Genomic DNA, 22,994 nt, shown 5'->3' with positions numbered 1-22,994 from the left:
CTCAGCGCTGGTACCGGGCGAGCACCAGGTTGCCGTCCTCTTCAAGGCGTTCGCGCAGCTCCTCCAGCCCGATCGCCCCGCTGTAGTACTCCTGGAACGCGGGTGTGGCGACCTTGTCCTTCCACTCCGGATAGCCCCGGACCGACTGTGCGGGCGCCGGTCGCAGATGCGCGGCGAGGGCGGTGCCGGTGGCCCAGCCGTCCTTCGCGGTGTGCAGGGCGGGGTCCTTGAGGGCCTGGGTGCCGGTGGGCAGCATCCAGTCGCCCAGGGCCAGCCGGACCATGTTCCGCGGCCGGAGCAGGAAGTCGATGAACTCCACGGCCTCCTTCTTGTGCGGGCTGTCCTCGGCGACGGACAGGGTCTGCGGGCTGACGCCCTGGGTGAGCCCGTCGGCGCCGGCCGGGGCGGGCAGCACCTGCCAGTCGAAGCCCTTCGGTGCCTGCTGGGCGATCTGCTGGCGGTACGAGAACCCGAGCGGGACCATCGCGTACTTGCCGCCGAAGAAGCCGGGCAGGGTGTCGGATCCGCCGCTGCCGAGGGTGGTGGGTGAGGCGCTGCGGTCGGTGTTCGCCTGGTCATGGATGGTGCGGGGCACTGTCTCGTCGGCTTTTCCGAACCTGACGGTGACCTTGCCGTCCGCGCCCCGGTGGAAGAGCCGGCCGCCCGCCGACAGCGACAGGTTGAGCGTGGCGGAGACGGGTTCCTTGAGCGGCCAGGCCACGCCGTACTTGCCGTCGCCGCTGAGCCGCTCGGTGATCCGCCGGAACTCCGGCCAGCTCCACGGCTGTTCAGGCGTGGGGATCCGTACGCCGGACTCCTTCAGCCAGGTGGCGTTGGCGATGAGCACTCGCGGCTCCTGGAGGAACGGCACGCCGTGGATCCCGTCGCCGAAGGTCGCCGTGTCCCAACTGCGCTGCGGGATGTCCGCCTTGAGCCGGGCGGGCAGCAGGTCGGTCAGGTCGGCGAGATAGCCGCCGTAGGCGAAGTCCGCGAGGTCGTCGGAGGCGTCGTGGATGATGTCGGGTGCCTCACCGCCCTCGAAGGAGGTGAGGAGCTGGTCGTGGACGCTGTCCCAACTGCCCTGGACATACTCGATCTTGACGTCCGGATGGGTCGCGTTCCACTCCTTCACGAGCTCCTTGTTTGCCTCGACGGACTCCTCCTGCCAGGCCAGGGACTGGAAGCGGAGGGTGATCCGGCCGCCGCTCGCGGAGTCGCTGCCGCCGCCCGTGCAGCCGGCGAGCAGCAGGACCAGGGCGAGGACGCCCGCGATTCCGACGCGCATCAGCTCTTCACCGCCCCGGCCAGCATGCCGCTCGTGATCCTTCGTTGGATGATCGCGAAGACGACCAGTGAGGGAAGGGTGGCGAGGAAGGCCGCGGCGGCCAGCGGGCCGAGGTCGGCGACGCCCTCCGCGCCGATGAAGTGGGTGAGGACGACCGGCAGGGTCTGCTTCTCGGGCGTCTTCAGCAGCACCAGCGCGAAGAAGAACTCGTTCCACGCGGTGATGAACGCGAACAGCGCCGTCGCCACGATCCCCGGCGCGAGCAGCGGCGCGATCACCGACACCAGCGTCCGCACCCGCCCGGCCCCGTCGACCGCCGCCGCCTCCTCCAGCTCGGCGGGCACGGCACGGACGTACCCCACGAGCATCCACAGCGCGAACGGCAGCGCCCACACGACGTACACCAGCACCAGCCCCGCCAGGGAGTTGATCAGCCGCAGGTTCTTCAGCACCAGGAACAGCGGGATGATCACCAGCACGAGCGGGAACGCCTGGCTGACCACCACCCATCCGGTCGCGGCCTTCGCGAGCCGGCTGCGGTGCCGGGCCATGACGTACGCCAGCGGAGTCGCGATCAGTACGGCGATCAGCGCGGCGCCGAGCGCGGCGAGCAGGGAGTTGCCCGCGGCGCGCAGCAGCGGCTGCTCGTCGAAGGCCTGCCGGAAGTTGTCGAGGGTCGGGTCCTCGGGGATCCAGGTGGGATGCGGACTGCCCAGTTCGCGGGGCGACTTGAAGGCGGTGGAGACCAGCCAGAGGAAAGGGAAGGCGAGGAAGACGAGATACGCGAGCAGGGCGAGGTACTGGCCGACCCGGCTGCCGGTGCTGGTCCTCATGTGTCGTCGCCTCCCTTGAGCCGCCGCACCAGGAAGAGGGCGAGGAGTACGGAGACCACCGCCACCATCACGCAGCCCATCGCTGCCGCGTAGCCGAACTGGCCGTAGCGGAAGGCCTCTTCGTAGGCGAAGAGCATGGGCAGGCGGGTGCGGCCGCCGGGGCCGCCGCTGGTCAGGACGTAGACCAAGGCGAAGGAGTTGAAGTTCCAAATAAAGTTGAGGGCGGTGATCGCGAGGGCGGCGGGGCGAAGGGTCGGCCAGGTGACCGTACGGAAGCGGCGCCAGGCGCCGGCGCCGTCCATCGCGGCCGCCTCGTGGAGTTCGCGCGGGGTGTTCTGCAGGCCGGCGAGCAGGGCGACCGTCGTCTGGGGCATGCCGGCCCAGACGCCGACGACGATCACCGCTGGCAGGGCGGTCGCAAGGCCGCTGAGCCAGTCACGGCCGTCGCCCAGGCCGAGGCCGCGCAGGGTCTCGTTGAGGACGCCCGCGTCCGGGTTGTAGACGAGCCGCCACATCACGCCGACGACCACCTCCGGCATGGCCCAGGGGATGATCGCCAGGGCGCGGGCCAGCCAGCGCAGCTTGAGCTCCTGGTTGAGCAGGAGGGCGAGGCCGAGCGCGAGCAGGAACTGCGGGACGGTCACCCCGACCGCCCAGACCAGGCCGATCCGGAACGACTCCCAGAACAGCGTGTCGTGCAGCAGGTCCCGGAAGTTGAGACCGCCGATCCACTGGGTGGGCTCGGTCCGGCCCGACTGGGCGTCGGTGAAGGCCAGCAGAATCCCGTACAGCAACGGTCCGACGCTCAGCACCAGGATCGGGATCAGCGCGGGCAGGACCAGGAACCAGGCCCCGTGGTCGGGAGGCCTCCGGCCCCCGTCGGCGCGTGGCGCGCCCTGCGCCGACCGCTTCGTCGCGGTCACCACTGTCACGTGATCGGCTCCTTCACCGCGGCTCGTGACGATCTGGACCCGGCGGGCCTCCGTCATGGTCGTGGTGGGGGTATGCCTCGTCAAGGCACCGCGCATGTGGTCCGACCTGTGCGAATGCGAGACTGTCGGGCGAGGTGACGGGATCAGGACAGACGGATGGCGGGAACCCGACGCCGTTCGTCCGAGGCATACGAGGACCGGGAGGCCGAGAGATGGACGAACCACGGGCGCGTGACGTACTGGCCGAGGCCGGCGTACTGCCCGGCCGGGCGCGGGACGCGCGGCTGCTCGCCCTGGGTGAGAACGCGGTGTTCGCCGCCGGTGACCTGGTCGTCAAGGTGGGCCGGGACGCCGAACTCCTCGACCGGGCCCGCCGCGAACAGGACACCGCGGTGTGGCTCGCGGAGGCGGGCGTGCCCGCGGTGCGGGCGGCGGAGCCCAAGGCGCTGCTGGTCGAGGGACACCCGGTGACCGTGTGGCACCGGCTGCCCGATTCCGTACGGCCCGCCGAGCCACGGGATCTGGCCGAACTGCTACGGCTCGTCCACGCCCTGCCCGCCCCTCCCTTCGAGCTGCCGCCCCGTGACCTGCTGGGCGGAGTGGAACGCTGGCTGCGTCTCGCGGGCGACGCGATCGACCCGGCCGACGCGGTGTACCTGCGCGAGCGGCGCGACGGCTTCGCGACGGCCGCGGCGGCGTTGACGCCTCATCTGCCACCGGGCCCGATCCACGGCGACGCCCTCCCCCGCAACGTCCACGTCGGCTCTGACGGACCGGTCCTGGTCGACCTGGAGACCTTCTCCGCCGACCTGCGCGAGCACGATCTGGTGGTCATGGCGCTCTCCCGCGACCGCTATGGGATACCTGCCGCGGCTTACGACTCGTTCACCTCGGCGTACGGCTGGGATGTGCGGGAGTGGTCGGGCTGTTCGGTGCTGCGGGGTGCGCGGGAGACGGCGAGTTGCGCGTGGGTCGCGCAGCATGCGCCGAGCAATCCGAAGGCGTTGGTCGAGTTCGAGCGGCGGGTGGCGTCGTTGCGGGAGGGGGACGAGTCGGTGCGGTGGTATTCGTTCTGAGCGCCCAGGTGACGGCCCTCCTCACACCGGCTCGTCGGCGAACTCCCGCAGGGGCCACCTGCCGTCCACCACCGCTGCCGCGTCGCCCTTGCGCCGCAGGAAGCTCTGGAAGTCCGCCGCCCACTCGGCGTACCACTCGATCTGGCGGCGGTGCAGCTCCGCCGGGCCGAGGGCCGCGACCTTGGGGTGGCGACCGGCTATCGCGCAGGCCAGCCGGGCCGCGGCCAGCGCGTCGGCCGAGGCGTCGTGGGCGGAGTCGAGCGGGACGCCGTACTCCGTGCAGACCGCTTCGAGGTTGCGCTTGCCTCGGCGGTAGCGGTCGGCCCAGCGGTCGATCGTGTACGGGTCGATGACCGGCGCGGGGTCGATGCCGAGGCGCTCCCGCAGGGACGGCAGACCGTGCCTGCGCAGTTCGGCGGAGAGCAGCGAGAGGTCGAAGGCCGCGTTGTAGGCGACGACCGGCACGCCCGTCTTCCAGTACGCCACCAGGACGTCCGCGACGGCGTCCGCCACTTGGTCGGCCGGCCTGCCCTCGGCGGTCGCGCGCTCGTTGCTGATCCCGTGCACCGCGACCGCGTCCGCCGGGATCTCCACGCCCGGATCCGCCAGCCACTCCCGGTGCCCTATGGGCTGCCCGCCCCGGACCTCGATCACGGCCGCCGTGACGATGCGCGCCTCGCGCGGATCGGTCCCGGTCGTCTCCAGGTCGAAGCCGATCAGCAGCTCCTGGTGCCAGCCCATGGGCCGTCCCCCTTCTTGGTGGTGCTTTCCCCCAGTGGTCTCCACGATCCCATGAGCCACTGACAATCAGAGGATGGCATTCCGCTTAGCCGGAGGGACAGTTCAGGACACACAGAGCGAATCCACCCAAGAATTCGGAGATTCCGAGGCCGGCGGCTTCAGGAGACCGGTCGCGAATCCGCCCAAGCCAGCTCGAACTCCTCGCGATAGGTCGGAAACAGTCCAATCTCGTCCGCTTCGCCCGGCTTCACCAGCTTGCCCCCGCCGCGCAGGACCAGCACCGGCGCCTCCATGCCGCGCGACCGGCGCAGATAGGACTGCACCACGGCGATGCCGTCCGAGCCGTCGCCGTCGACGAGGTAGGCGGTGAAGCGAGGCGTCTCGTCGTAGACCTGGATCTCGAAGGCGCCGGGGTCGCGCAGCTTCGAGCGCACCCGGCGCATGTGCAGGATGTTCATCTCGGCGGCGCGGCTCAGCTCGCCCCGCTTGATGCCCAGTTCGCGCTCGCGCCGCTTGACCGCGCTGGAGGCCGGGTTCAGGAACAGCAGCCGCACCCGGCAGCCGGACTCGGCCAGGCGCACCAGGCGGCGGCCGGAGAAGTTCTGCACGAGCAGGTTGAGGCCGATGCCGATGGCGTCGAGGCGGCGGGCGCTGCCGAAGATGTCCTCGGCCGGGAACTGGCGCAGCAGCCGCACCCGGTCGGGATGCACCGCGACCACGTCCGCGTAGCGGTCGCCGACGAGGTCCTCGACCGCGTCGACGGGCAGCCGGCGGGCGGACGGCACGTCGCTGCCCGTGCCGAGAATCTCCAGCAGCCGGGCCGAGGCGCGCTCGGCCTGGCCGAGGACGGCCTCGGACAGGGCCCGGTTGCGGGAGACGACGTTGCGGGTGACCTCCAGCTCGTCCAGGGCGAGCTCGACGTCCCTGCGCTCGTCGAAGTAGGGCTCGAAGCACGGCCAGTGCTGCACCATCAGCTCGCGCAGCTGCGGCAGGGTGAGAAAGCTGAGGACGTTGTCGTCGGCCGGGTCGAGCAGGTAGCCCTTGCGGCGGCTGACTTCCCGGACGGCGACCGCGCGCTGGACCCACTCCTGCCCGGCGGGTCCGGCAGCGGCGACGACCCAGTCGTCCTGGCCGTGGACGGGTTCGTAGATGGGGCGCAGAACGGCGGCCACGACGGCGCGCAGCCGCTGTTCGACGAGGTTCAGCCAGATGTAGGCCCGGCCGGCCCGCTGGGCGCGCGTACGCACCTCGCGCCAGGCGTCGGCGTCCCAGTTCAGCTCCGGCCCGATGGCACCCGCGTCCATCGGCCGGGCGAGCGACACCGTGCCGGGCGGGACGTCTGTGGAGTGCCCCTCGTGACCGTCGTCACCAGGGGGCAGCTCCAGCCCTCCCGAGCCCACCCGCGCACCGCCTTCCGCTCCCCCGAGCACCCGCCTTGTCAACGATCAAGGAAGGGTACTCCGGGAGCGGTCGGCGGTGCAGCCGGATGGACAGGTAGTTTCTCAACTACCGACCCGTGGGCCGGTAGTTTCTCAACTGCCGTCCTGCGGGCGCCCGTTCTCACCGGCGAGCGCGGGCGGAGTGAGCGGATTCATAGCGGTGACGTCACGCGGGGCGATGGAGAAGCCCTGCCAGTGGACCGGCATGGGCTGCTGGTCCTCGTCCCGGGCTATGTGGTGGAAGCCGACGTTCACCCAGGCCACGGGGTGGGTGAGGGTCTGCCCGTTCACCCACTTGTCGACGGACTTGGGGTGGGTCCGGTCGCAGCGCGGGTTGTTGCTGGCGAACAGCTCGCACTTGTTGTACTGGGTGAAGTACACGTCGTGCTTGGTGAAGCTGCGGCCCGGGTAGCGGGTGGTGGGGCCGGGGACGATCTCGTACGACCGCGCGTGCCAGTCCTTGTTCTTGCCGGCCGCGCTGACCATGCGCCACCAGCGATAGGCCTTGGAGTCGCCGGCGCTTTCCTTGGTGACCTTGGTGCGGGTGGTCTTCGTGGTCGGGGTCAGCCGGCCGCGGGGGGTGACGACCGAGTCGTACTGCTCGACGCGGTTCTTGGTGGAGCCGTCGAGGGCGAAGTCGAGCCGCCAGAAGGCGTTGTGGCTGTGGCTGGTGGCCTTGGCCCTGGGGCCCTTGCCGATGGGCCAGCCTCGCCCGTCGCCCGCGTCGTAGTCGAACGGGGAGAGGCTGCCCGTCGCGCCGACGTTCATGTTGATCGTGCCGTCGTCCTGGAAGCGCCACTCGGTCATGTACTCGTACCAGCCGACCTGGTTGACCGTGTAGACGAGGAGGTCCTTGCCCTGGGCCTGGTAGACCTTGTTCCCTTCGTCGCTCTGCATGCGGTAGGCGTGGCCGCGGGAGCGCGTGATGGTGCACAGGCCCTTGACGTTCGGGTTCTCGCCCTCGTAGTAGTCCGGGACCTTGACGGTCTTGATGGTGCCGCCGGGGCACTCGGCGGGCGCCAGGGGCATCAGGTCCTTGGCGAAGTCCTGGCCCGTCAGGTCGTCGTACTCCTCCTTGCCGTCGTCGTACGGGACGTGGATCTGGCCGAGCCGGGCGCTGTTGAGGACCTTGATCGGCTTGGTCTCGCCCTTGGGCTGGTAGGACACGTCGTCCAGGATGAGGCCGGCCATGCCGTCGTAGCGCCAGCACATCCGCCAGGTCGTGCCGGTGGAGAGCTTCTGCTCGATGCGGTAGGCGGCACTGCAGTCGGCAGCCGGCGCGGCGGCCGCCCTCGGCTGGGCGGCGGCCGGTCCCGTGCCGGTCGTCAGACCGGCGGCCAGCGCGGCCACGGCGAGGCCGAGGGCGGCCGGCCGCTTACGGGTACGGCTGATTCTGTTCACACGCATGAAGAAGTGGCTCCCTTGCAGGAGGTGCAGGTTCGAAAGGTGGACGAAGGTCGGACGAAGGTCGGACGGAGGCCGGGTCAGCGGTCGAGCTCGGCGACCTTGCGGGTGCTCAGGTCGATCACCAGCGACCTGGTGTCGATCCACGGCCCGTTCTTGACCTTCGGGAACAACCGCACGCAGCGGTGCTCGCCGCACTTGTCCAGTGCGGCGGGCTGTGCACCCGGCGTGGACCGGTAGACGCCGCCGCTCAGCTTCAGCTGGTCCGGGGAGGTGAGCTCCTTGCCGGTGGCGTCCTTGTAGTCCGCCTTGAGGCCCGCGCCCAGCGGGTCGGCGATCAGGAGGCTCGCCGCCTCGATGCTCTCGGCCCGGCTCGGCGGCGGCTGGACGCCCCTCTGCTCGGTGGTCTGGACGACCTTGCCGGCGTCGAGATCGACGGTCTTGGTGACGAGGGTGTCGTCCCGGTAGTCGTAGTACGTCACGTCGGCACGCCGGGGCTCGTCCGAGGTGTCGGCCTGGTCGGCCTCCGGCTCGGCGAGGCCGACGGTGAGGCGCTGCGGCCCGCGCTCGCCCTCGACGTTCTCGCTGGCGTTGAACAGCTGCCGGTTCACGGCGATCTGTTCGACCCGCTCGATCTCGTCGTCGGTCAGCGGATCGCTGCCCTTGCCCTTCTCACCCTCGGCCGGGGCCTGCTCGACGACACCGGGCGCGACGGCCGCACCCTGACCCTGCCCCTGTCCCGCTTCCTGCCCTGCCTGTTGCGTGGACTGGCTGCCCGCCCGTCCGGCATCCGTTTCATCGGCCCCCGCCGCCCCCGGCAGGGTGATCGCGACCATCACGGCGGTCGAGGCCACCGCGATGGCCGCACCGGCCACCACCTTTCCCAGATGGCGGTGCACTGTCTCGCGCACATCTTCCCCCTACTCCCCGAACATTCACGGGAGTATGTGTTTGCCCCACTGGTTCGGCATACCGGGGTCATTGACCTGGGTATGCACTGGTCGCCCGGTAAGAGGGACGTAAGTCATAGGTGGTTCCATCACTTTCGGGGACACTCGACGCCAAGGCGCCCCAGCGGCGCGGGACACCTGAAAGAGTCGTATCCATGCAGGTCTGGCCTGGAGAGGCATATCCACTCGGTGCCACGTACGACGGCGCCGGCACCAACTTCGCGGTCTTCACGGAGGCCGCGGACCGAGTAGAGCTGTGTCTGCTGCACGACGACGGCTCGGAGACGGCGGTGGAACTGCGGGAGAGCGACGCCTTCGTGCGGCACGCGTACCTGCCTGGCGTCATGCCGGGACAGCGATACGGGTTCCGTGCGCACGGTCCGTACGCCCCCGAGCGCGGCCTGCGCTGCAACTCGGCGAAGCTGCTCCTCGATCCGTACGCGCGTGCGATCAGCGGTTCGATCCGCTGGGGCGAGGAGGTCTACGGCTACCACTTCGACGCGCCCGACAAGCGCAACGACCTGGACTCGGCGCCGCACACGATGACGTCGGTCGTGGTCAACCCGTACTTCGACTGGGGCGACGACCGGCGGCCGCGCACCGAGTACCACCACACGGTGATCTACGAGGCCCATGTCAAGGGCCTCACGATGCGGCACCCGGGCCTGCCGGAGGAGCTGCGCGGCACCTACGCCGCCCTCGCGCACCCGGCGATCATCGAGCACCTGACCGAGCTGGGCGTCACGGCGCTGGAGCTGATGCCCGTACACCAGTTCGTGAACGACCACCGGCTGGTCGACATGGGCCTGAACAACTACTGGGGCTACAACACCATCGGCTTCTTCGCCCCGCACAACGCGTACGCCTCCTGGGGCGACCGCGGCCAGCAGGTCCTGGAGTTCAAGTCGGCGGTGCGGGCGCTGCACGAGGCCGGTATCGAGGTCATCCTGGACGTGGTCTACAACCACACCGCCGAGGGCAACCACCTGGGCCCGACGCTGTCCTTCAAGGGCCTGGACAACCCGCAGTACTACCGCCTGGCGGACGATCCCCGCTATTACATGGACACCACGGGGACCGGGAACTCGCTGCTCATGCGGTCCCCGCACGTCCTGCAGCTGATCATGGACTCGCTGCGGTACTGGGTCACCGAGATGCACGTCGACGGGTTCCGCTTCGACCTCGCGGCCACCCTGGCACGGCAGTTCCACGAGGTGGACCGGCTGTCGTCGTTCTTCGACCTGGTGCAGCAGGACCCGGTGGTCTCCCAGGTGAAGCTGATCGCCGAGCCGTGGGACGTGGGCGAGGGCGGCTACCAGGTGGGCAACTTCCCGCCGCTGTGGACCGAGTGGAACGGCAAGTACCGCGACACCGTACGGGACCTGTGGCGCGGCGAGCCGCGCACGCTGGCGGAGTTCGCGTCCCGGCTGACCGGCTCGTCGGACCTCTACCAGGACGACGGCCGCCGCCCACTGGCCTCCATCAACTTCGTGACCTGCCACGACGGGTTCCCACTGCACGACCTCGTCTCGTACAACGACAAGCACAACCACGCCAACGGCGAGGACAACCGCGACGGCGAGAGCCACAACCGGTCCTGGAACTGCGGTGTGGAGGGCGAGACCGACGACCCGGCCGTGCTGGAGCTGCGCGCCCGGCAAATGCGGAACTTCATCGCGACGCTGATGCTGTCCCAGGGCGTGCCGATGATCAGCCACGGCGACGAGGTGGCGCGCACGCAGCGCGGCAACAACAACGCGTACTGCCAGGACAGCGAGCTGGCCTGGGTGGAGTGGCCCGACGGCGAGGGCCTCAGCCAGGAAATGCTGGACTTCACGCGCGCGATGGTGTGGCTGCGCAAGGACCATCCGGTTCTCCGCCGGCGCCGCTTCTTCCACGGCCGGCCCGTCGAGGGCACCCACGACGAGCTGTCGGACATCGCCTGGTTCACCCCGGAGGGCAAGGAGATGACCCAGCGGGACTGGGACCGGGCGCAGGCGTCGGCGCTGACGGTGTTCCTGAACGGCAACGCGATCTCCGAGCCCGGTGCGCGCGGTGAGCGGATCACCGACGACTCGTTCCTGCTGATGTTCAACGCCTCGCCCAAAACCCTCGACTTCGAGGTGCCGGTCAACCACGGCCGGCAGTGGGAGGTGGTCGTCGACACGGCCCGCGCGGACGGGGTGCCGGGCACGGGAGCGAAGGTGCAGGCCGGGGACCGGCTGACGCTGGTGGACCGGAGCATGGCGGTGTTGCGGCGGCCCGTCTAGGGGGTGTGGTGCACATGGAGGGATCGGTGACACGAAACGCTGCCGGGCGGGTACGTAGGCTGCATGACACCTGAGCGACCTGACCCGGCGGTGCCGACGGCCACGTACCGGCTGCAGCTGCAGCCCGAGTTCCCGTTCGAGGCCGCGGCGGCGGTCGTGCCGTATCTGGCCTCGCTCGGCGTCTCGCACCTGCACCTGTCCCCCGTCCTGGAGGCCGTGCCCGGCTCCCCGCACGGCTACGACGTCGTGGACCACGCGCGCGTGCGCGAGGAGCTGGGCGGTGAGGAGGGACTGCGGGCGCTGGCGGGCACCGCACGGGAGCACGGGCTCGGCCTGGTCGTGGACATCGTGCCGAACCACATGGCCATGGCCCCACGCCACAACCGCGCCCTGTGGGAGGTGCTGCGCGAGGGCCCCAAGTCGCCGTACGCGCGCTGGTTCGACATCGACTGGGAGGCACAGGGCGGCCAGGTGCTGCTGCCGGTGCTCGGGGGACCGCTCGGGGCGGAGCTGGAACGCCTGGAGGTCGACGGGAACCTCCTGCGCTACTACGACCATGTGTTCCCGCTCCGCGAGGCCACCGAGGATCTGCCCATGCCGCAGCTGCTGGACGCGCAGTGGTACCGGCCGGTGTGGTGGCGCCTGGCCCGTACCGACCTCAACTACCGCCGCTTCTTCAGCATCTCGGAGCTCATCGGGGTCCGGGTGGAGGACCCCGAGGTCTTCGAGGCCACGCACGCCAAGATCCTCGCACTGCTCCACGAGGGCGTCATCGACGGCCTGCGCGTCGACCACCCCGACGGGCTCGCCGACCCCGACGCCTACCTGCTGCGGCTGCACGAGGCGACCGGCGGCCGCTGGACGGTCGTGGAGAAGATCCTCGCGGACGGGGAGCCGCTGCCGGCCTCCTGGCCCGTCGCCGGCACCACAGGTTACGACGCGCTGCGGCACATCGACGGCCTCTTCACCGACCCGGCGGGTTTCGGCGAACTCCTCGGCCAGTACCGCAGGTTCGCGGCGCCGCAGACGGACCGGGGCGGGGACTGGGAGGCGACGGTACGCAGGGCGGCGTACAAGGTGCTCACGCACGAACTGGCCACTGAGATCGACCGGCTGACCCGGGTGGCGACCCGTGTCTGCGTCACCTCGCCGGAACCCGCCCTGCGCGACCGCGCGCCCTGGGCGCTGCGCACCGCGCTGCAGGAGCTCCTCGTCCGCCTGGAGGTCTACCGGCCGTACGCCTCCGGTGACGCGGCCCGGATCGTGACCGAGGAGGCCGCGGCCGAGGCCCGGCTCGCCTTCGTCGTCCCCGAGGAGGCCGGCGCGGTCGACGTCGTACGGGACTTGGTGCTCGGACGGTACGGCGACGAGCCCGGACACGTGGAGTTCCGGACGCGGTTCGCGCAGACGGCATCGGCCCTGCGGGCCAAGTCCGTGGAGGACACGGCGTACTACCGCTATGTGCCGCTGCTGTCGGCGACCGAGGTGGGCGGAAACCCGGGGAGCCCGGCCGTGCCGCCGGAGGACTTCCACGCCTACTGCGCGCGCGTGCAGCGCGACTGGCCGGCGACCGGCACCGTGGTGTCGACGCACGACACCAAGCGCAGTGCAGATGTACGGGCGGCGCTGGCCGTGCTCACCGAGTGCCCGCAGCGGTGGGCGGACGTACTGGCCGAGGTGACGCGCACCGGGGAGGGCGTGCCGGACGCGCAACTGGCGTGGGCGGCCTGGCAGACGGTGTTCGGGCTGGGTCCGGCCGCCGCGGAACGCGTCCAGGGGGCCCTGCTGAAGCACGTGCGCGAGGCCGGGCTGTACACGAGCTGGACGGAGCAGGAGCCGCCGTACGAGGAGGCGGTGGCGTCGTTCGTGACGGCCGGTCCGTGCGGGGCGCCGGGCGAGCGGGTGGCCGCCTTCCGGGACTCGCTGGCCCAGCACATCCGGGCGAACGTGCTGGGCACGGCCTTGCTCCATCTGACGATGCCGGGCGTGCCGGACGTCTACCAGGGCACGGAGGCCGAGTACCTGGCTCTGGTGGACCCGGACAACCGGCGGCCCGTGAGCTTCCCGCCGTCGGACCCCGGCGACAAGGGTGCGCTGACGCGGGCGGCGCTACGGCTGCGGGCGCGGCGGCCGGAGGTCTTCGGTGACTCGGCGACGTACACGCCCCTGACCGCCGAGGGTCCGGCGGCTGCCCACTGTGTGGCGTTCGTGCGCTCTGGGGCGGTGCTCACCGCTGTGACCCGGCTGTCGCTGCGGTTGGCGGAGGCGGGGGGATGGCGGGAGACGGTGTTGGCGTTGCCGCCGGGGCGGTGGGTGGATGTGGTGGATCCTGGGCGGGAGTTCGTGGGGCACGTGCGGGTGGGGGAGCTTTTTGAGGGGGTGCCGGTGGCTTTGCTGGAGCGGGTTGGATAAGACGTCCGCTGACGTTGCCGTCGGTCTGGTCCGCAGCTGAAGCACCGAAACCCCGCCAGGGATTACCTGGCGGGGTTTCGACTTCATCGATCTGTCGAGATCACTGTTGGTTCAAGGCAGCTCGAAGGTAGGCGATCAGATCACCGGTCTGCACCTCGACCCAGGCGGCCCCGAGCTCCCCGGCGAGAACCTCATAACGCTCCCCGTCCAGCTCATGCACCAGGACCTGACGGCTCGCTCCGTCGAACAGGTCCACGCGCAGGCGGACAGCACCGTGCGAGATCGTCGGGAACATGTGCCGTAGTACCTCGTCCGTGTGGAGGCGACGCAGAAGGTTCCATTGCCTCCGGTGGAATTCGGTCGACAGAAGGTCGGCCCACTGCGAAGAAGTGGGCTCTCCCCTCTCGAGCGCCCTGGCGAATTCGTCGAGCTCCAGGAACGTGAATCTCGCCGCCAACTCGTCGAACGGCACACCTTCCCGCCATGCGGCGACCGCGTCCACCAGCAACCCCAGATCGTCCGTCGAGCCGATCTCCCAGGTGAACCCGGGAACGTCCCAGGTGAACCCGGGAATATGGACACGCACACGGAACAGACGCTCCTCGGTCGCGGGAACGACCGACACGAGACCCCTTGCAGTCTCGATAACGATGGTGTCGGTGGCCGAGGGCACTGGCCAGATTTCGCCTCTGCCCAGCTTTGCGGCCTCTTTCATCGCCGATACGAGGCCGCCCGCAGCGGTCACGTCCGGGTACAGGTCTTTCCAGTGGGTATCCATAGTCGATTCCTCAGCAGTGGCAGTAGCCGATGACCGAGCCCTTCACTGGGTCAAGGTCTCCCTTCAGCACCGATAGATCCGGCATAGGTGTCGGGGGATCCAGTCGCATGGCTCCACCCGGACCCGACGGGGAGTAGAACTTGATCGAACTCCACGGACGCTGACCATTGGCGAGTGCCCTCGCGATCATGGACATCTCGTAGTCCGTGGCAGCGGCTCCGCCCTCACCGCCCTTCAGGCCACGCTGGGCAGCATCTATGAAGGTTCCTTGTTCGGCCAGTCCCGTCATGTTGATGTGCAGCGTCACGCTCGGGTCGGCGATGGCCATTTCCGCGATCCTGGCGAAGTCCCTCGGGGCCACGTTGGAGAAGGTATGGAACTTGTTCTCGGGCAGCTGGGCCCACTCGTCGAGCTTCCCATTTCTCTGCCACCCCAACGCCACCTTGCAGTTATGGACGAGGACCGGAGCGGCGCCCGCCAGCACGAAGAACGTGTGCAGGTCGTCGACCGTGAGGTCGTATACCATGCGCGGAGCCAGGCCCGAGCGGTCGTCGAGGGCGGTCACCGCGCGGACGGAGCCGTCTGGGGTGCGCAGGCGGTCGCCGACGCGCAGGTCGGAGACCAGCGTCCACCCGCGGTCCACCACGTAGAACTTGTGACCGGCGGTGCTCGCCAGCCTCCCCCCGTCGGCAACGGCGATGTCCACCAGCCGCTGCGTGTCGTGCTTGAAGGTGTCGGTGACCTGTCGGGCCCGCAACTTGCCGGAAACCGGGTCCGTGGCCTTGACGAGGTCCCCCACGCCCACCTGGCTGATGGGCCGGTGTGAGCCGTCCGCCATCAGCACCTTGGTGGTACCAGGGAAGCTGTTCACCTTGCAGGCGGTGTACAGGTCTTCGTGGGCGTTGATGATGGCGTTGAGCTTGGCGAGGGTCCCGGGGTCCAGGTCGAGGGCTTTGAGGGCATGTAACGCGTCACGGACCCCGGCACCGGTCTTCATGGCGGCGTCCAGAGCTCGGATCCCGTCGAAGACCGTGCCCAACGCCTTGCCGGGGATGAAGTTGCTCAGGGCCCAGGCGCAGCCGCTGGCGCTGCCGTGCCAGCAGTCGACGAAGTCCTGGACCAGGACCGCCTTGATGAGCTTGTAGGTGAGGGTCTGCTGGATGAGTTCCAGCTTGGAGAAGTAGCGGGTGACGTCCTTCTTCAGACCTGGGATGCGCTTGCTCTCGATGAGCAACGTGTCCGCCGACGGGCAGCCGTCGGCACTGGCCGTCGTGTCCGGGTTGGTACAGAGGAAGAAGTCGACCACCGCGCTGAAGGTGACCGTAAACGTGGTGGTGCAGCCTTCGAAGCCGATGTCGATGACGCAGGGTTCGTGCTGCTTGGCGTCGGTGATCTCGATACTGTCCTCGTCGACGACGTACCACGTGCCGCCGACTCCGGTGCCCGCCCCGGTCGAAACCTGCTTGTTCGCGGCGTTGCGTGCCGCTTCCTCGGCTGCCTTCTGGGCCTCCTCGGCGTACTTCAGCGCGTCCTTGGCCGCTTGTTCGGCCTCGGTGGCGGCGGCGTCGGCGCGGTCGGCGGCGGCGCGTGCGTCCTTGGCGGACTGCTCGGCCGCGGCTGCGGCGTCGCGGGCGGCCTGGGCGTCGAGCGCGGCCTGGTCAGCGGAGGCGCGGGCGTCCCTGGCGTAGCCCTCGGCACGTCCGGCCGCCTGGTCGGCGGCGGAGGCGTCGGCCGTGGCCTGGCGGTCGTACTCGATGGTGCGGGCCAGTGACGCCGAGGCCTTTGATGCGGCTGCGGCGGCGTCGGCCGCGTAGCCGAGGGCCTCCTTGGAGTAGGTGCGGGCGGTGGCCGCGTGGGTGGCGGCGTTGGCCGCGTGCTGATAGGCGATCTTCACGTCGCCCTGTGCCTGTTCGGCGAGGTTCTTGGCCGCGGCTGCTTCCGCCTGCGCGTTCTTGGCGTGGGCGTCGGCGACGGCCTTCTGCTGGTCCGCGATCGACTTCGCCGCCTGCCCGGTCAGCACGACCAGGCCGGCGGCCGAGTCGGTGTCGACGTAGGGGGAGCCGAGCTGGATCGCGTCGTTGGCCGGCTTGGCGACCTGGGCGGCGGCGTTGCCCGCGTCGGCGGCGGCCTGCGCGGTGACATACGCGAAGCCCGCGGCCTTCGCCGAGGCGGCCAGGGCCTTGGCGGCCTCCTTCTTCGCCTCGTCCGCCTGGGACTTGGCGGTCTTGGCCAGTTTCTCCGCCTCGTCCGCCAGCTTGACGGCCGCCTTGGCCTCCAAGGAGGCATGCTGGGACGCTTCGATGGCGTCGGCCACGGCGCTGGTCGCGGTCTTCACCGCGGCGTCCGCCTTCAATTTCGCGGCCTGGGCGGCGTCCGCGTGGGAGCGGGCCCGCTTGGCGGCCGCTTCGGCGCGGGTGGCTGCGGCGTCCGCCTCGGCTGCCGCCTGGGTGGCGGCGTCGGCTGCCGTCCGGGCCCGGCCGGCGGCCGCCTCGGCGTCGTCGGCGTGCGCGGACGCCGCGTCCGCTGCCGCCCTGGACTCCTGGGCGTTGCTGTCGGACTCGTGCGCCTGGGCGAACGCCTCCTTCGCGTCGGCCTTGGCGCGGGCGGCGTCCGCCTTCTGCTCGGCGTCCCAGGCGTCGTCCCGCAGATCGCGGGCCTTGTCGCGGGACTTGACCGCATCGTTCTTCCGCGCGACCGCGGTCGCCTCGGCGGCTTCGGCCTTCTCCTTGGCGTCCTTCGCGTTCGCCGCCTCGGCCTGCGCGGTCTGCTTGTGCTGGTTGGCCTCGGCCTGCTTGGCGGCGGCGGTGTCCTTCTCCGCCTTGGCCGTCTTCTCCTCGGCCTCGGCCGCGAGCCGCTCGGCGCGCGCGTCGGCGGCTGCCGCCTTCGCGTCGCCCTCAGCCTTCAGCGCGACGGCGAGCTTCGCCTCGGCGGTTTCCTTGTCCTTCTTGGCGTTGTCGCGGTGCAGCTTGGCCGCGTCCGCCGCGGCCTTCGCCTGCAACTCGGCCGTGTGCGCGGCCTCCTTACGGAACTCGGCGTTGACCTGCGCGGCCTGCGCGAGCGCGCGCTGGGTGATCGTCGCGCTGTCGCCTGCGGCAGCCCTGGTCGCGGCCTCGGCGGTCTCACTGGCCTTCACCATGGCCGTCAGCGCCGCTACAGATCCCTTGGTGACCTGTGCCTTCTGCTGACCGACCAGAAGCCCGCGGCCCCGCGGGGCACCAGCGGCATCCGCGATGCCGTACGCCGCCTGCTCGGCCGCATCGGAGACCGTGGCCGCCTTCTTGGCGTTCTCCAGCTGGGTCTTGAGCGCGGCCAGATTCTTTTTCGCCGCAGCCTGGCTGTCGGTGACGACCTTCTTCGCCTTGTCGAACTCCGCCTTGTCCGGATACAAGGGACTGTCCGTGCCCTTGTGACCGGACGGCTTGATCAGGAACTTCTGCGAACTGGCGTCCTTGCAGTCCCACAGCCGCGCGTCCGTGCTCTTGGTGAACGCGCTCAGGTCCAGGCACTTACCCGTGCTCACGCTCTTCAGGGGCGCGGTGGCACGGACATCGCCCTTCCACGACTGCCCCTTGGACTTGTAGCAGTCCGATATCTGGATCTTCGTGCCGTTCGCCGACGCGTTCCCGGCCACGTCCAGGCACTTCTGCGAGCCGACATTGCGGAGGTAGAGGTCGTCCTCGCTGCCCTCGAGCGTCCACTGCTGGGACGCGCCGTTGTTGCAGGTGTAGATCTGGACCGGCGTGCCGTTGGTCTTTCCACCGCCCGCAACGTCCAGACAGTTGCCCTTCGCGCCCGGCACCTCGATCGTCACATAGCTGTCGCCGATCCAGCCCAACCCGCCGGCGGACCAGTAGTCCTGCCAGCGGGTGGCGTAGTCCGCGAGCCACGACTGGCCCAGGACCTGACCCAGGATGAACGTGCCGTCCTGCAACGCCTTCGTGGCGGTGGCGCTGGCACCGAGGATCTGCTGCCTCTGCGTGGCCTGCGAGGCGATCTCCCGCTGCCACTCGGCCGACGCCTGCGCCACCTCCTTGCCCAGAACCCGGTTCGGGTCGATCGGGTCGTGCCACGCACACGACGCGAAGCGGGCCTTCAAGTCCTCGACCGCGACGCGGAACTCCGGGGTGTCCTGGGCCGGAGCCGTGCGAGGGAAGCCGCCCGAGGACAGGAAGATACGGGCGTCATCGGCGAACACCCGGGGAACGAACAAGTTGTTGGGTTCGATCTTCCCGGAGTTCTTCTTCCACAGCGCCCACGCCTGCTGCTCCTCCGGCGTGCCCCCGGTGGCGTACAGCTGGTCGCCGATCGTGAGCGCGGCGGCCTTCGTCTTGTCGTCGGCGGTGGGCGACGGATCGTAGAACGGGGCCGGGAGCAACAAGTCGACCGACTTGAAGTACGACTGCCACAGCCACGGAAGCAGCCCGGTCTGGTCGTAGATCTTGTCCTCTCCCTGCGGTGCGTCAGGGTAGAAGCTCAAGCCGCTGACGGCGGTGGAAAACGCGTGCTCCTGGTCATTGACCTTCTTGACCCACTGGTCGCTGCTGGCGCTGTCCGCAGCGTGTGCCTGGTGCAGCGGGGTCTTGTTGTCGTAGAGGTCCCGCTTGAGCTTCTCGTGGAGCTGATCGGGCGGCAGCCCGATGGCGTCCTGCGCGAGGGCGAACATCTTGGGCCCGCCCTTGCGCAGGGCGTCAGCGGCCGCACACTGATCCTCGCGCAGCTGCTCGGCCGCTTTGGTGTCGTAGCCGTCGTACGAGTCGCTCGCCGCGGCCACGCGCTGTTCGGCGTACCGGCCGAGCTGGCTCGGCTGGACGGCCACGCCACCGAGAACGGCTAACGCGGCGACGGACGTGACGGCAGAGGTTAACGCTGCGGATGTACGTGATCGGGGGTTGAACAATCCCGGTCTGAATCGCAAAGGGGCATCCTTCGTAGCGAGCGAGGGCAGGCGGGAGTGACCGCCTGAAGAGAACGGTGGCGATGCGCGCGGGTCAGCCCGCTGTCCCGGCGCGGGAGCGGGGGCAGCAGGCATCAGCGACAAAGAGGGCGTTCACAATGAGCCGGTCTCGCGGCATGACGAAACCTCCCCGTGACGGCACTGTTCCCCCGGTCGCCGAATGACGTGCGCGCGTCACGGCAGGGCCGGGTCAAGGCCCCTCACGTGTACGTGCGGTTTTCACCTTACTCGCCGGTCAGCAGGGCACGACAACGGCCGACCTCGCCGCCCGGACGCGGAACGAGGGGCGTCCATGGCGCGGCTCTTCACGACATGGCAAGCGCAAATGCCGTGGTCACATGAGGAGTTACCTGTGTAGGGCATGTGAAGAACGTGTGCATGGAGGGGTGATTTCAAGCCCCTCAAATTGACCGGAAGCCGCCCGTCCAAGTCAACTCAGCCGCGGTGGCTTCCAGTCGGCGTGGCGCAGGATGGCCCGGACCGTCACCCCCGACGGGGCGAGTCGGAGGGCGGTGTTGCGCAGGGCGATCGCCATGGAGTGTGTCAGTTGCTGCCCCATGCGCCCCGCTTGGCGGGCGGCGCGAGCGACGGACTGGCTGCGCGGGCGGCGTTGGGTGTCGTAACGGGTGAGTGCCGACTCGACCGTGGGCTCGGCGGCGAGCGCGGCGGCCAGGACGGCGGCGTCCTCCAGTGCCTGGCAGGCGCCCTGGCCGAGGTTCGGGGTCATGGCGTGCGCGGCGTCACCGAGGAGGGCGATCCGGCCGACGGCGAAGGAGGGCAGCGGGGTCACCAGCTCCCGGATGTCGTGGTGCAGGACGGCGTCGGGGCGGGTCGCGTCCAGCAGGCGGGGGATCGGATCGTGCCAGTCGCGGAAGCGTCGGCGCATGGCGGCGAGGGGGTCGTCGTGGCGGACTCCGGCCGCTGAGTTCAGCACCGCATGCCACTCCGCACGACCGTCGGCGAAAACGACGTGCCCGAACTCGGCGCCGGGTCCCCAGGTCACCGCGAAGTCGGTGCTCAGGGCGTCGACGGGGTGCTCGGTGATGGCCCGCAGGACGGTCGAGCCGCTGTAGGCAGGGCCGGGGTGAGCGGGGAAGAGCTGTGTCCGCAGGCGGCTGTTGACTCCGTCGGCTGCGACGAGGAGGTCCGCGTCCAGGACGCCGTCGTCGAGGGGTATCCGTACCCGGCCGGGCTCGGTGCGGTCGACGGTGGTCACCTCGGCTCCGACGACCAGGCACTCTGCGGGCAGGGCCGCGCGCAGGAGGCGGTGCAGGTCGGCGCGCGGGATGCCGACGATGGGCGTGCCCAGCTCGCGTTCGAGAGCCGCCCCGTCCATCCGGGACAGCCATCCGCCGTCGGGAGTGCGGGTGCCGCCGGTGTACTGCGGCCGCGCTGCCGCCCGCACCGCCTGGCCGACGCCCAGGACGTCCAAGGCGCGCAGACCGTTGGCGTGCAGGGAGATTCCCGCGCCGACGTCCGCGAGGACGGGGGCGCGCTCGACGACGCTCACGTCCCATCCGACGCGGCGGAGCCCGAGGGCGACTGCCAGCCCGCCGATGCCGCCGCCGGCCACGACTGCGGTTCCGCCCATGCCGTACCCCTCTCCTTCTACAGGTGTAGAAGGAGAATACTTTCCCCAGCTCTACAGGTGTAGAAAGGGGGGTGCCCACTGAACGCCGTACTCTCCTCGCCGACGCGGCGATCACCGTGCTCGCCGAAACGGGGATGCGAGGCCTGACCCACCGCGCGGTCGACCGGGCGGCCGGGTTCCCTCCGGGGACGACCTCGGCATACTTCCGTACGCGCCAGGCCCTGCTGACGGCACTGGTCCGACGGCTGGTCGACCTGGACCAGGCGGAACTTCAGGAGCTCGGCGAGACGACACCGGTACCGCGTGACGCGGACGAGTTGGTGGCCGCCCTCAGCGCCTTCTGCGCGGAACGGCTCACCGGGGACGGGCGGCGCCGCTCCCTCGCGCGGTACGCGTGCGCGCTCGAGAGCGTGCACCATGCGGAGCTGCGGGAGATCCTCGCCCCGCGCGCGAACGCGGCGCTGCGGGCGGTGCGGGATTTCCTGTCCGCCGCGGGCGTGGGCGATGCGGAGGAGCGTACGGTCACTCTGCTCACCTGCGTGGACGGGCTGGTCTTCGACCGTCTGGTGCACGGTGGTGCCGTGACGGAGGAGGAGCTCCGGGGGCTGGTGGCGTCGGCGCTGCGGTGATCGGCTACGCCGGAGCAGTTCTGATGAGTCCCAGCCACCCGGGCACGTCCACCTCGGCGCACACCGTCTTCCCCGGTGACGGCTCCCTGTCCACCGCCTCCCAGCGGGCGGCGAGCGCGTCGACGAGGAGCAGGCCGCGACCGGTTTCTTCGAGCGGATGCGGGGCGGATACGGCGCTGGAAGCGGGCGGATGAGGCTCCGGACAGGTGTCGCTGACCTCGATGCGGACGCTGCCCGGCACGAGCGCGAGCCGCAGCTCGAAGTCCCGGCCGGGTACGCGCCCGTGGATGACGGCGTTCGTCGCCAGCTCGGCGACGATCAACGCGACGGTGTCCGAGACGTCCGTGCCGTGGGGGATGCCCCAGGTGTGCAACTGGGTCAGGGCGAGGTGTCGGGCGAGGCGGGCGCCGCGTGGGGTGGCGCTGAGGCGCTGGGTGAACACACGTACGGTAACCGGAGGTTGGGGGGTGGGGCATGCTGTCATGCCGCCAATGTGGCGGGTGTGAGGGGCACTTCTCCAGGTGGAAGCCGCGTACGCCGCGCGAGCGTACGCGGTTACGGACTGGACAGTACTGGTGACTGCCCGTGACTATGTGCGCGGGAGGTGACCAATGGTGGTCGACGGACGGGTGGGTGCGGGCAGCGGGGAGCCGGAACCGTCGGACAGTCTGCGGACGTTCGGGGCGGTCGTGCAGGCGCTGCGTGAGCATCATGAGTTGAGCAGGGAGGAGTTCGGGAGGCTGGTGGGGTTCTCGAAACACACGGTGGCGTCCGTGGAATTGGGGAGGCGGATGCCCGACGTGGACTTCGTGGAGGCGGCGGAGGGGGCGCTGGGGAACACGGGAGCCCTGCGGAAGGCTGCGGGGTGTCTGGCGCGGCAGCCGGGGTTGGCGGCCTGGTTTCGTCGGTGGGCCGGGCTGGAGAAGATGGCGATCACCCTCTACACGTACGAGTGCAGGATGATCCCGGGTCTGTTGCAGACGGAGGCCTACGCACGCCAACTGTTCGTCGACGAGTTGCCACCACTGAACGACGAGCAGATCGAAGCCAACTGGGCCGCCCGGGCGGAGCGTCAGCAGTTGCTGCGGGAGCGGCAGAACACCGCGTTCAGCTTCATCATCGAGGAGCACGTGCTCCTGCGCGGGACCGGCGGGGTGGAGGTCACCCGGGGTGCCATCGCTCACCTGCTGGACATCACGGAGTTGCGGAACGTCGAGATCCAGATCATGCCGTTGGTGCGGAGGTCACATGCCGGACTGCACGGGCCGATGCAGCTGTTGGAGACCCCGCAGCACAAGTGGTTCGCCTACATGGAGGCCCCGGAAAGCGGGCAGCTCATCTCCGACGCGAAGGCAATCAGCGTGCTTCAGAGCCGGTATGCCAGGATGCGTTCACAGGCTCTCAGCATCGAGGACTCCGTGAGCCTGTTGCAACGGATGCGAGGAGACCTATGAGCACGTCCGAACTGGCTTGGTTCAAGAGCAGCTACAGCAGCAGCGGTTCCGGCGACTGCATCGAAGTCGCCACCCACCCCAGCCGCATCCACGTCCGCGACTCCAAGGACAAGGACGGCCCCCAGCTCGCGCTCTCCCCCACCGCCTGGGCCGACTTCGTCACGTACGCGGCGAAGTGATCGTAGGGGCCGCCGAAATCCGGGCGGCCCCCGCGTGCATGGCCTCACCGCGCGCCGGGCAATCACC

General features: G+C 69.9%; 17 protein-coding genes. 6 read left to right on the top strand and 11 right to left on the bottom strand.

The window, feature by feature from the left end:
- Position 1: 1 nt before the first annotated feature.
- From Q4V64_RS40530 to Q4V64_RS40520, 3 genes are read right to left on the bottom strand one after another with little or no spacing between them, the layout of a single operon-like run.
- Complete coding sequence (locus tag Q4V64_RS40530) at positions 2-1,285, bottom strand: sugar ABC transporter substrate-binding protein (RefSeq protein WP_124438423.1); 1,284 nt, start codon at positions 1,283-1,285, stop codon at positions 2-4.
- Positions 1,285-2,118, bottom strand: a complete 834-nt coding sequence (locus Q4V64_RS40525) for a carbohydrate ABC transporter permease (RefSeq protein WP_124438424.1) — start codon at positions 2,116-2,118, stop codon at positions 1,285-1,287. Before Q4V64_RS40525 ends, Q4V64_RS40530 begins: the two co-directional genes overlap by 1 nt.
- Positions 2,115-3,050 carry a sugar ABC transporter permease gene (locus tag Q4V64_RS40520; RefSeq protein ID WP_124438425.1) on the bottom strand — a complete coding sequence of 312 codons (936 nt, stop codon included), beginning with the start codon at positions 3,048-3,050 and terminating at the stop codon, positions 2,115-2,117. The genes Q4V64_RS40525 and Q4V64_RS40520 overlap by 4 nt, the downstream gene beginning before the upstream one ends.
- 212 nt (positions 3,051-3,262) lie before the next feature.
- Here Q4V64_RS40520 and Q4V64_RS40515 point away from each other — a divergent pair, with 212 nt between their 5' ends.
- The gene (locus tag Q4V64_RS40515) at positions 3,263-4,126 is read left to right on the top strand and encodes an aminoglycoside phosphotransferase family protein (RefSeq protein WP_124438426.1); all 864 of its coding nucleotides are present in this window, start codon (positions 3,263-3,265) and stop codon (positions 4,124-4,126) included.
- 21 nt (positions 4,127-4,147) lie between these two features.
- On the opposite strand, the gene Q4V64_RS40510 is transcribed toward Q4V64_RS40515, so the two are convergent.
- The 4 genes from Q4V64_RS40510 to Q4V64_RS40495 all read right to left on the bottom strand — a co-directional run bounded on the left by Q4V64_RS40510 (position 4,148) and on the right by Q4V64_RS40495 (position 8,621).
- Positions 4,148-4,867 carry a 3'-5' exonuclease gene (locus Q4V64_RS40510; protein WP_124438427.1) on the bottom strand — a complete coding sequence of 240 codons (720 nt, stop codon included), beginning with the start codon at positions 4,865-4,867 and terminating at the stop codon, positions 4,148-4,150.
- Between the two features lie 158 nt (positions 4,868-5,025).
- The gene (locus tag Q4V64_RS40505) at positions 5,026-6,297 is read right to left on the bottom strand and encodes an SAV2148 family HEPN domain-containing protein (RefSeq protein WP_172629079.1); all 1,272 of its coding nucleotides are present in this window, start codon (positions 6,295-6,297) and stop codon (positions 5,026-5,028) included.
- A gap of 102 nt (positions 6,298-6,399) precedes the next feature.
- Positions 6,400-7,713, bottom strand: coding sequence for a copper amine oxidase (locus tag Q4V64_RS40500; protein WP_124438428.1), 1,314 nt, complete (start codon positions 7,711-7,713; stop codon positions 6,400-6,402).
- A 77-nt stretch (positions 7,714-7,790) separates the two neighbouring features.
- Entirely contained in the window at positions 7,791-8,621 is an 831-nt protein-coding gene (locus Q4V64_RS40495) for a Tat pathway signal sequence domain protein (protein ID WP_124438429.1), read from the bottom strand.
- 194 nt (positions 8,622-8,815) lie between these two features.
- Here Q4V64_RS40495 and glgX point away from each other — a divergent pair, with 194 nt between their 5' ends.
- Together glgX and treY are read left to right on the top strand one after the other, a co-directional pair.
- Positions 8,816-10,930, top strand: coding sequence for a glycogen debranching protein GlgX (glgX, locus tag Q4V64_RS40490; RefSeq protein WP_124438430.1), 2,115 nt, complete (start codon positions 8,816-8,818; stop codon positions 10,928-10,930).
- 63 nt (positions 10,931-10,993) lie between these two features.
- Positions 10,994-13,342, top strand: a complete 2,349-nt coding sequence (treY, locus tag Q4V64_RS40485; RefSeq protein ID WP_124438431.1) for a malto-oligosyltrehalose synthase — start codon at positions 10,994-10,996, stop codon at positions 13,340-13,342.
- A 100-nt stretch (positions 13,343-13,442) separates the two neighbouring features.
- Here treY and Q4V64_RS40480 read toward each other — a convergent pair whose 3' ends face one another.
- From Q4V64_RS40480 to Q4V64_RS40470, 3 genes are all read right to left on the bottom strand, one after another.
- Positions 13,443-14,120: a hypothetical protein gene (locus Q4V64_RS40480; RefSeq protein WP_124438432.1), complete on the bottom strand. Its 678-nt coding sequence runs from the start codon at positions 14,118-14,120 to the stop codon at positions 13,443-13,445.
- 10 nt (positions 14,121-14,130) lie between these two features.
- Entirely contained in the window at positions 14,131-18,936 is a 4,806-nt protein-coding gene (locus Q4V64_RS40475) for a ricin-type beta-trefoil lectin domain protein (RefSeq protein WP_253266818.1), read from the bottom strand.
- A gap of 568 nt (positions 18,937-19,504) precedes the next feature.
- Positions 19,505-20,665 (bottom strand): FAD-dependent monooxygenase, encoded by a 1,161-nt coding sequence (locus Q4V64_RS40470; RefSeq protein WP_124438434.1) that lies wholly within the window; start codon positions 20,663-20,665, stop codon positions 19,505-19,507.
- Between the two features lie 71 nt (positions 20,666-20,736).
- On the opposite strand from Q4V64_RS40470, the gene Q4V64_RS40465 reads away from it, so the two are divergent.
- Positions 20,737-21,294, top strand: a complete 558-nt coding sequence (locus tag Q4V64_RS40465) for a TetR family transcriptional regulator C-terminal domain-containing protein (RefSeq protein ID WP_124438435.1) — start codon at positions 20,737-20,739, stop codon at positions 21,292-21,294.
- Between the two features lie 4 nt (positions 21,295-21,298).
- On the opposite strand, the gene Q4V64_RS40460 is transcribed toward Q4V64_RS40465, so the two are convergent.
- A complete protein-coding gene (locus Q4V64_RS40460) occupies positions 21,299-21,778 on the bottom strand; it encodes an ATP-binding protein (protein ID WP_124438436.1) in 480 nt (159 codons plus the stop codon).
- Positions 21,779-21,905: 127 nt separating this feature from the next.
- On the opposite strand from Q4V64_RS40460, the gene Q4V64_RS40455 reads away from it, so the two are divergent.
- Both Q4V64_RS40455 and Q4V64_RS40450 read left to right on the top strand, forming a co-directional pair.
- On the top strand, positions 21,906-22,748 hold the full coding sequence (locus Q4V64_RS40455; RefSeq protein WP_124438437.1) for a helix-turn-helix transcriptional regulator: 843 nt from the start codon (positions 21,906-21,908) through the stop codon (positions 22,746-22,748).
- A complete protein-coding gene (locus Q4V64_RS40450; protein WP_124438438.1) occupies positions 22,745-22,927 on the top strand; it encodes a DUF397 domain-containing protein in 183 nt (60 codons plus the stop codon). Before Q4V64_RS40455 ends, Q4V64_RS40450 begins: the two co-directional genes overlap by 4 nt.
- The last annotated feature ends 67 nt before the right edge of the window (positions 22,928-22,994 follow it).

The organism is Streptomyces sp. NL15-2K (assembly GCF_030551255.1).
Classification (GTDB): Bacteria; Actinomycetota; Actinomycetes; order Streptomycetales; family Streptomycetaceae; genus Streptomyces.
This window is presented reverse-complemented; position numbering and strand designations above follow the sequence as displayed.